At 48.0% G+C, this 8913-nt stretch carries 7 protein-coding genes; 1 reads left to right on the plus strand and 6 read right to left on the minus strand.

What is annotated here, in order from left to right:
- Positions 1–289 precede the first annotated feature (289 nt).
- Both ACRCZA_RS07680 and ACRCZA_RS07685 read right to left on the minus strand, forming a co-directional pair.
- Positions 290–1573, minus strand: a complete 1284-nt coding sequence (locus tag ACRCZA_RS07680) for an amidohydrolase family protein (RefSeq protein ID WP_438673865.1) — start codon at positions 1571–1573, stop codon at positions 290–292.
- Positions 1574–1941: 368 nt separating this feature from the next.
- Positions 1942–4737: a prolyl oligopeptidase family serine peptidase gene (locus ACRCZA_RS07685; RefSeq protein ID WP_438673871.1), complete on the minus strand. Its 2796-nt coding sequence runs from the start codon at positions 4735–4737 to the stop codon at positions 1942–1944.
- A 282-nt stretch (positions 4738–5019) separates the two neighbouring features.
- Here ACRCZA_RS07685 and ACRCZA_RS07690 point away from each other — a divergent pair, with 282 nt between their 5' ends.
- Positions 5020–6027 carry an isocitrate dehydrogenase gene (locus ACRCZA_RS07690; protein WP_438673866.1) on the plus strand — a complete coding sequence of 336 codons (1008 nt, stop codon included), beginning with the start codon at positions 5020–5022 and terminating at the stop codon, positions 6025–6027.
- Between the two features lie 212 nt (positions 6028–6239).
- Here ACRCZA_RS07690 and rlmM read toward each other — a convergent pair whose 3' ends face one another.
- The 4 genes from rlmM to ACRCZA_RS07710 form a co-directional block, all read right to left on the minus strand.
- Positions 6240–7325 carry a 23S rRNA (cytidine(2498)-2'-O)-methyltransferase RlmM gene (gene rlmM / locus ACRCZA_RS07695; protein WP_438673867.1) on the minus strand — a complete coding sequence of 362 codons (1086 nt, stop codon included), beginning with the start codon at positions 7323–7325 and terminating at the stop codon, positions 6240–6242.
- Between the two features lie 232 nt (positions 7326–7557).
- A complete protein-coding gene (locus ACRCZA_RS07700; RefSeq protein WP_438673868.1) occupies positions 7558–7950 on the minus strand; it encodes a DUF423 domain-containing protein in 393 nt (130 codons plus the stop codon).
- Positions 7951–8048: 98 nt separating this feature from the next.
- On the minus strand, positions 8049–8693 hold the full coding sequence (locus ACRCZA_RS07705; protein ID WP_438673869.1) for an alpha/beta fold hydrolase: 645 nt from the start codon (positions 8691–8693) through the stop codon (positions 8049–8051).
- Positions 8674–8913, minus strand: a 240-nt coding sequence (locus tag ACRCZA_RS07710; protein ID WP_438673870.1) for a LysR substrate-binding domain-containing protein, incomplete at its 5' end; no start/stop codon positions are given. The genes ACRCZA_RS07705 and ACRCZA_RS07710, both read right to left, overlap by 20 nt.

Here is an 8913-nt window from a genome sequence, read left to right on the forward strand (position 1 = left end):
CAAGCGCAACATAGCTGTGTTGTCGGTTACACGGTAACTCGTAACAGGACAGCCCTGTGACTCGTCGGTTCATCCCGATAGGCTCGGCGCAGACAATGCAGGTAATGCAAGCAACCCTGTCGCCAACGCCCACAGCGGCAAGCATGTCAAACTTAGCGCTCCTTTACCTTAAACAGCAACGACACCCAAACAGGCCGATATTGGGCTGATGATCAGCCAAAAGCGTCATGATACGTTCGATATCAACACTCAAACAAGCCATATTGGGTGTCAAATAAGCTTATCGCTGTTAATAATTTATTTTCTTTTCACCCTTGCCTCTTTTAAGAATATCCGCCTGAATAGACTTAACATTGCAAATAATCTCCTCAAGATCCAATTTAACCATACCATCGTATTTAACAAACTGCCCTTGAACCAGTGAATGTTTAATATTACTGGCATCACTGCTATATATTATCGAAGTTAATGGATGATAAATTGGCGCAGTGTTAACTTTATTTAAATCCCACACCAGCAAATCCGCATCATATCCGACTTCAACTTTACCGGTATTAAAAGCCAACGCCTCATGTCCTTTCATTAATTGCTGCCAAAGATATTCAATCCTAAAGTCTTCTGCCGAGCCAGCCATTTTTCCATGAAGCGCAAATAATCGCGCTTGTTCTATAGGACTAACGGAGTTTGAACTTGCAGCACCGTCAGTACCAAATGACATATTGATCTTATGATGAATATCCCATATTCTGCCTGAGCCCATAGCAAGCTTCATGTAGGTCTTGGGACACACGGCAAAATACACATTTTTATCCTGCAACAATGGCAAATCTGTATGTTCAACCCATAATCCATGACCAATAATTACCGGCACTTCGAATCCGCCACAATCATTTAAAAATTCAAACGGACTGCAATGACTCGCGTTATAGCTATTATCGACCTGAGTCTTCGTTTCAGACAGATGAATATGAATGCCAACGTCCAATGCTTTGGCACTCGCCACAATCTTGGTCAGCGTGTTGGGTGGGCAGGTATAGGGAGCGTGCGGACCAAATCGTAACTTTATGCGGCTATTGTTATCTTTATTATGCGCAATAAAAGCTGTGGCAGATGCCAATTCCTCTTCAAAGTTTGGACTCATCCCAAATAAGGTTGTGGCGATATCAGCTCTGATCCCTGACTTATCCACTGCAGCGTATATTGCTTCGGAAAAGAAATAATGATCGGCAAATGAGGTTACCCCATTATTGATCATTTCAGCGATAGCCAACATCGTGCCCCAATAGGCTTCATCGGCAGTTAACTTACTTTCATATGGAAATAACTCCTTGTTGAACCAATCATCAATATGAACATCTTCGGCAATGCCCTTAAAAATATTCATCGGCGAATGTGCATGTAAATTAACCAATCCTGGTGTGACATACAGACCGGAGCAATCAATGCCCTCGCCTGTACCAGTTGCGGATATGGATTGAATTATTCCATTATCAATCGCAATATCTTTGGCAACTTCAATTTTACCGTTGTGATGTATGATATTTACATTTTTCAATCTTAAAGATGTTTTCATAATGCCTGCATAAATGGTTGATTATTATACTTCCGCCACATTTTATCGTTATTTATCTTATGCAGATATTGCAGATATTGTGCAAATATGACAATTGTTAATGAATATAGGTGAACTGCAAATTAATTAACCGCATCATTGATTATTTTAGCGCAGATTAACTTGGGTTAAAGAGTGTCATTAACCATCAAGAATAAATAGTTAATGGCACCTAAAACTTATAAAAATCAACTTATAATACATAAAAATTTATTGCGACCTAAACTAAAAATTATGGAATATTGATCAACAACGCAAATAGCCTTGCCCCAACAAAAACGCCACCCGAAGGTGGCGCTTTATTTATTGTTCACCTTAACAGTAAAGCATTATTCCCCGGCGGCTTGATATTCTACATAGGCTTCGCCTTGGCTGAGCCATGCGGGCGCGGGCTGACCTTTTAGATAGTGGTCAAAATATTCCATCATGCGAATACTGTAATCGAGTTTGTTGGGGTATTTTTTCAGGTGATGAGGCTCATCCTCGTACTGCAAAAACACCACCTCTTTACCCGCACGGCGCATCGCTAGATACAGTTCGATGCCCTGCTCCCATGGCACTGCATCGTCTTTATCGCCAAACATGATCATCAGCGGCGTTTGGATGCGTTCAACATAAAAAATCGGTGAGTTTTCAATGTATTTTTGCGGTGCGGCATACAGACTTTCGCCAATACGACTCTGCCCAGTCTCATACTGAAATTGCCGCGCCATGCCCGTGCCATGGCGTATCCCACTGTAGGCACTGGTCATATTAGCAACTGGCGCTCCCGCCACCGCCGCGCTAAACAGCTTAGTCTGAGTGATGGCAAAGGCTGTTTGATAACCACTCCAGGAATGGCCATGTAAACCAATGGCGTTGGGCTGGGCAATCCCCATGTCGATCAGTTTTTGCACGCCCGATGTCAAAGCTTGTACGGCACTGGCACCTGGATAGCCAATATCGAAGCGAATATCTGGCAAGAAAACCGCATAACCATTGTTGATATACCAAGCAAAATTCGGTCTATGGTTAATCTGCATCTGCGGGAAGGCATGCAATCTATCGGACATAAACCGATAGTAATACACCAACACCGGATAACGCTGGCCCGCTTGGGCATTGGCGGGCTTAATGAGCACGCCATCAAGGGGCTTGCCATCACCATTGGTCCACTGCACTAATTCAGCTTGGCCCCAGTTAAAGCCTCGGCGCTGTTTATCCAAATCCGTTTGTTTAACCGCATGTTGCGGCGCGCTGTAGCTGGCGGTATATAAGTCGGGAAAAAGATCAAAACGCTCTTTTGAAAAAACAATCGTATCAGCATCTTGGCTGCGACCCAGTACGGTGAGCTTATACTCACCGGCCATCAGGGTGTTAACGCCAGCTTGCCCTAGCGTCGCTTGATAAAAACCGTCAGCCTTGGTGCTATCGTTATATCCATGGAGCAACACGCGCGCATCCTGGGCAAGTTGTGGCGCAGCATCGGGGTTATCCACCAACCCGGCAAGCCGGTATTGGATCTTTTGCGCGCGCCCTTGGCCCGCGGTTACAGCAAACCCCGTCTTAGACTTGGTGTTAAATTGCCAAACATCGTATTTGTCATACACCAACAAACCCGCATCGTCCTTAAGCCAAGGGCCAAAACCATAACTGGGGGCATTGGAAGGATAATCATGATCCTCATCGGCAAAACTCACCTTCAGATCAGTACTGAGGTTGGTACGTCGGCCCGTGGCAATATCATAAAGGTACACATGCCCTTGCTGATAATAGGCCACATATTGACCATTGCCCGACAAACTGGGCAGTTCATCCGCTGGCTGCTGGGCTATCAATAACTGCCTACGCCCAGTATGGAGATCAACCAAATAATAGTCTTGGAATCCACCCGCCCAGGTTGCCATTTTACGGTAGGGTAAGTCAGTACTTGCCAACATAAATCGCGTGTGCTGCGATAACATCACCTCTGGCAGCGTTTTATCGGCTAGCTGCACCACCTTATTGGCATCGACATGCCACACGGCGAGATATGTCCGTTGTTGCTCTTTTTCATATTGCTTGATTTCATTTGGTTTAATCCGCGGATCGTCCCCATGCCACAACCTAAGTCCACGTTGCGCAGTCAATATCTCTTGATCAAACAGCTGCTTTTCTTCAGTTATTTTTTTCAGGCTGAGCTGCTGGCTCACCTCGGGCACTCTGCCAAAGAATAACCGCTCACTGTCCGCTGAAAAGCTAAGGCGTGAGTAACGGTTAAGCTGCCATTGTGCAGCGGTAGGCGCGGGGGTGATCTTGCCGCTGGCCAACTCCAGCAACAGCAGTTGATATTGGCGACCATAGGGCAATTCAGCGCTGTCGCCCTGCGTAAAGGCTAACCAGCGACCATTGTTGGCAAGGGCAATGGCACCAAACTGCTTATCGGAGGATTGCCGTAGCGTAGCTTGTTGATAGCTCTTTAAATCAATTAGTTGCAATTGGTGCTGCTGTTTAGCGGGATGATTAACCGCTATCGCCAAGTGGCGGCTGCCTTTATCAAACGCATAAGCCGTCACCTGCGCCATATCAATGCGCTGCCCCCCTTGCAAACTGAGCAGACTAAAACGTCGCCCTTGATCAAACTTATCGACCTTGGGGTTATCCGTAGGGTTAAAAGGCGTGGCCGCCTTCGCTGCAGTCTCAACCGCACTCGGCTCCTTTGCTTGGTTTGATGGCTCATCAGCCTCAAACTCAATCGCCAAATGTTTGCCATCCTCACTAAACACATACGTTTTTACGCGTTCAAAGCGGGTTTGCCGCCCCGTTTGCGTATCGAGTAACACCATATCGGCTTTGAGTTTTTGCTTGGCTTTAGCCTCGGTGGTTTCAAGGGTGAATAAGCTCGGTTTGACCGTCATCGCCACATAACGACCATCATGGCTAATCACCGGAGCACTGCCGCCGGCAATGGTAAATACTTGCCCGGTATTAAGGTGCTTCACCTTGCCGAGGCTATCACCGCGATCAGGGGCCTCCTCAAATGCGATCACCTTACCATTTGCCGCGATAACAGGCTTTTCAAGGGATCTAAAATGCATGATGTCAGTTAAGGTTAGCGGTTGCGGTTGCGCCTGCACGCCCGAGAGACTGCCTAGCATTAGCAGCATTAACGTTGTTTTGGATGGTAACTGCAATGTCGTCCTCTTTTATGTAGTTATTAGACTAAAGTAGACTTTTTAAAACCTAAGCGGTCCATCATCGTTACAACCCTGTATTTTTACAAGTTTTACTACACAAAAAATCGTGATATTGCTCACTATTTTCTGTGAAATTTGACTAAAGATGGTTAGAATAATCGCGAGAAAAAATACCCAATTCATAGTCATGTTATCCAGCAACCGACTGGATCTGACAATTGCAGTAACGACGAACCGTGGAAGGATTTCTCCATGTCAAAAAGAACAATAACCGTAATTCCTGGTGATGGAATTGGCCCGAGTATCATTGATTCAGCCCTACAAATTCTGGATAAAGCTGGTTGTGATTTTGAGTACGAATTTGCCGATGCTGGTTTAGCCGCACTTGAAAAACAAGGTGAATTACTGCCACAACGCACCTTAGAACTGATCGAAAAAAACCGTATTACGCTTAAAGGTCCGTTAACGACCCCCGTTGGTGAAGGCTTTACCTCGATTAACGTCACCTTACGGAAAAAATTTGGTCTCTACGCCAATGTGCGCCCAGTACTGTCATTTAAGGGCACTAAAGCGCGCTATGAAAATATTGATATCATCACAGTGCGGGAAAATACCGAAGGCATGTACTCCGGCCAGGGACAAAAAGTGTCTGAGGATGGCTTAACCGCTGAAGCCACGAGCGTGATCACCCGCCAAGGCGCAGAGCAAATTGCCACATTTGCCTACGAACTGGCCCGTAAAGAACACCGCCAAAAAGTCACTATCGTGCACAAAGCCAATATCATGAAGTCGACGTCAGGCCTGTTTCTCAAGGTGGCCCGCGAGGTGAGTCAACGTTACCCCGACATCAAGACCGACGAAATGATTGTTGATGCGGCTTGTATGAAATTAGTGATGAATCCGGAAAATTTCGATGTGATTGTCACCACTAACTTGTTTGGCGACATTTTATCCGATCTGTGCGCTGGCCTCGTCGGTGGCCTTGGCATGGCGCCAGGGGCGAATATTGGCCGTGATGCGGCGATTTTTGAAGCGGTGCATGGCAGTGCGCCAGATATCGCGGGTAAAAACCTCGCGAACCCAACTTCGGTGATCTTAGCCTCTATCCAAATGCTCGAATATTTAGGGATGGCCGATAAGGCAGCCAATATTCGCAACGCGGTATCGGCAGTGATTGCCGAGGGCGACCGTACCACCCGCGATTTAGGCGGCACTCACGGCACGACCGATTTCACCCAAGCGGTACTGGATCGTCTGTAATCCCCTCGCCTTCACGATTTTGCCGCTTAAGCAAACATGGATTAATGCGGCCAAACAGTGATTAGTGCGCAACGTTAACGGCAAACAATAAGCCCTAAAGCATGCTTTAGGGCTTATTGATGTTTGAGCTCAACGGATGCCTTAACATTCCCGTTCCGTTGCCAGCCAACACGCGTGACGTGTTACTTGGGCAAACGGCTGAGGAGGCCAAATTAATTCCACGGCGTATTAGGGCGTAACCATAAATGCACCGTTACTTCATCACGATCATGGTAAAGATGCTTACACTGCAGCGTAAACTCCGTGATACCGTTTTCCTTCAAAATGGTTTGCATGGTTTCGAGAATAGCCATCACTTCTTTATAACGGCTCTTCATCGGTAACTTAAGGTTAAAAATCGCTTCCTTAAACCAACCGTTGATCGCCCACGCTTCGATAAGTTCAGCCACGCGTGCGGGCTTCTCCACCATATCGCATACCAGCCAATAGATATTTTTACGCGCAGGTTCAAAGCGAAAACCATCTTCACGGTAGTGCTTAACTTGACCCGTCTGCATCAATTTGTCATCCATGGGACCGTTATCCACCGCCGAAACAAACATTCCGCGGCGCACTAACTGATAAGTCCAACCACCGGGACAGGCCCCTAAATCCACCGCATTCATGCCGCTACGAACCCGCTCTTCCTGTTCTTCCTTGGGCACAAACTGAGCAAAAGCCTCGTCGAGCTTAAGGCTAGAACGACTCGGCGCATCCGCCGCCATTTTAAGCCGTGGGATCCCCATAAAGTGCGGTGAGCTGTTATTACTGTAGGAATAGCCGGCATAGGCACGTCCGGGGCCGATAAAACACACATGAATGATCGGTCGTTTCGGGTTTTCTTGGGCCAGCAAACTGCCAGACTTTTTAAGATGTTGGCGCAGTGGCACCGTAAATTTACGGCAAAAAGCCGACAATTCTTTAGCTTCATTAGTGTCAGGAGTTTCGACCCGCAATTCACCGGCTTTACTGATCTCCCCTAGCGCCGCGACAATCGGGCTGACCCGATCCTGTTCAGGCAAATCCGCTAATAGCTCTGACGCAGCAAACATTTGCCGTGCAAAAATCAATGAATCCAGCGGCAATTGCTTAGCTAATATATCCGCTCCGCCCGCGTCAAAGCATTGGTACACCACATAGGCGTCGTTATGGTTAGCTTTCACAAAGCCACCCACGTTGAGCTCAGCCGCTCGCTGTTGAATTTCTGCCGCACATTCTTTTTCAAAACCGGCACGGCAAAATAAAAAAAGGTTTTTCATGGAGATCCTTAAGAAATCCAAGCCAAAATCATTGGCTAACTATCAAATTAGGCGCCAGTATAGCAATTTAAGGGCATAAATGCCCTATTTGCCAAGCTGGGCCCAGTGGTACTCTTGCATGTTCCCCGCCTTTGCCCCTGAACAAGCAGGCACAAACTCCGTCTTAAGCGAGTCATGAGCATCGGCGCTTTCGGGCAATCAAACCACCCAAGGACAAAGCAATCTGGCGATATTAAGCTGAGGTTTCCCCAAGCCCGCGCTGGCGCCACACCGCAACAGCCAACAGCAACCAACCGAGGAGGAAGCAGCCGCCGCCCATTGGCGTAATAGGCCCAAACCATTTACTACCAAACAGTGCCAGCCCATAGAGGGAGCCAGAAAACATGATGATCCCGGCAATAAAAAAGTACGCGGCCCAATCAAGCAGCCGCGAGCTTAACCACTGCCCGGCAAACGCGAGGGCAATTAAGGCAAAGGTGTGATAAAAATGGTATTGCACCCCGAGGTTAAACACATCGATAAGTGCTGGGGGCGCTACCGTCTTAAGCCCGTGGGCACCAAAAGCCCCTAAGGCCACGGCTAAAAATCCGCTTAACGCGGCCAGTAATAATAAACCTTTGCGCATTTCAATCTCCAAATGGCATCGCGGTGATCGGTATCTTCCGGTTAACGCTCGGCGTGATCCCCGCCCATGATCGTCTGTAGGTGACATTTATCCGCGAACTAACTTATAAATTTAACCGATAAATCAATCGCAAGGGCTAGATTAGCGGCCAGCGTCGTACCTGACGACTTTCGCGGTGCAAAACTATGATCGCCGTCGGGTAACCAGCCAAATTGAATATCCGCCTGCAGTGCCCAAGTGGCGATTTGATCGCGAGAGCCCAATTTATCGCGCTCCCCTTGCAGCACCAATACTGGCACGCGACATTGATTAAGCGGGGCTAATCTTGGCTCGCCGCCCTTAAGCGGAATAAAGGGATAACCTAAGCAAATCACCTTATCGATCGCGCTTGCCAGAGCAGGATCGCACGCCAGTTGCGCCGCCATGCGCCCGCCCATCGATTTACCCATGAGAATAACGCGATTAACCCCAGGCTGCGCCTTGGCTATCGTCAACATCTTGGCCAAAGAGGCCAGCAGCAAAGGGGCACGGTCCGGGGGGCGCTTTTTTCCGTCAAGCGCATTGGCTTGCATATAGGGAAAATTAAAACGCAGCACTTGAAAACCTTGGGCCACCAGCCCTGCGGCCATCGCGACCATAAAATCACTGTCACGATTTGCGCCCGCACCGTGGGCGAAGACAATCAAGGTCTCGCAGGGCTCGCCCTCAAGCAGGTACGCCGGATCAGCCTGGCAATAACTCACTGCGTGACTCCTCGGCGAACATGTCTAGCATCCATTCCCGAAACGCCACCACTTTACCCAGCTCCGCATGATTTTGCTGACACACCAGATAATAAGCATCTTTACTGACTAACACTTCTTGGAATGGGCATACCAAGCGCCCGGCTTTAATATCAGGCCTTGCCAGTACGCTATAGCCAAGCGCCACCCCTTGGCCATGGGCCGCTGCCTGTAACACTAA

The organism is Shewanella sp. (assembly GCF_051658185.1).
In the GTDB taxonomy this organism is placed as follows: domain Bacteria; phylum Pseudomonadota; class Gammaproteobacteria; order Enterobacterales; family Shewanellaceae; genus Shewanella.

Excerpts from the sequence above, each read along its gene's own strand:
- ACRCZA_RS07700 (WP_438673868.1), bottom strand. The coding sequence starts at position 7,950 with ATGCGCAAAGGTTTATTATTACTGGCCGCGTTAAGCGGATTTTTAGCC.
- ACRCZA_RS07690 (WP_438673866.1), top strand. The coding sequence starts at position 5,020 with ATGTCAAAAAGAACAATAACCGTAATTCCTGGTGATGGAATTGGCCCG.
- ACRCZA_RS07680 (WP_438673865.1), bottom strand. The coding sequence starts at position 1,573 with ATGAAAACATCTTTAAGATTGAAAAATGTAAATATCATACATCACAAC.
- ACRCZA_RS07685 (WP_438673871.1), bottom strand. The coding sequence starts at position 4,737 with ATGCTGCTAATGCTAGGCAGTCTCTCGGGCGTGCAGGCGCAACCGCAA.
- rlmM (WP_438673867.1), bottom strand. The coding sequence starts at position 7,325 with ATGAAAAACCTTTTTTTATTTTGCCGTGCCGGTTTTGAAAAAGAATGT.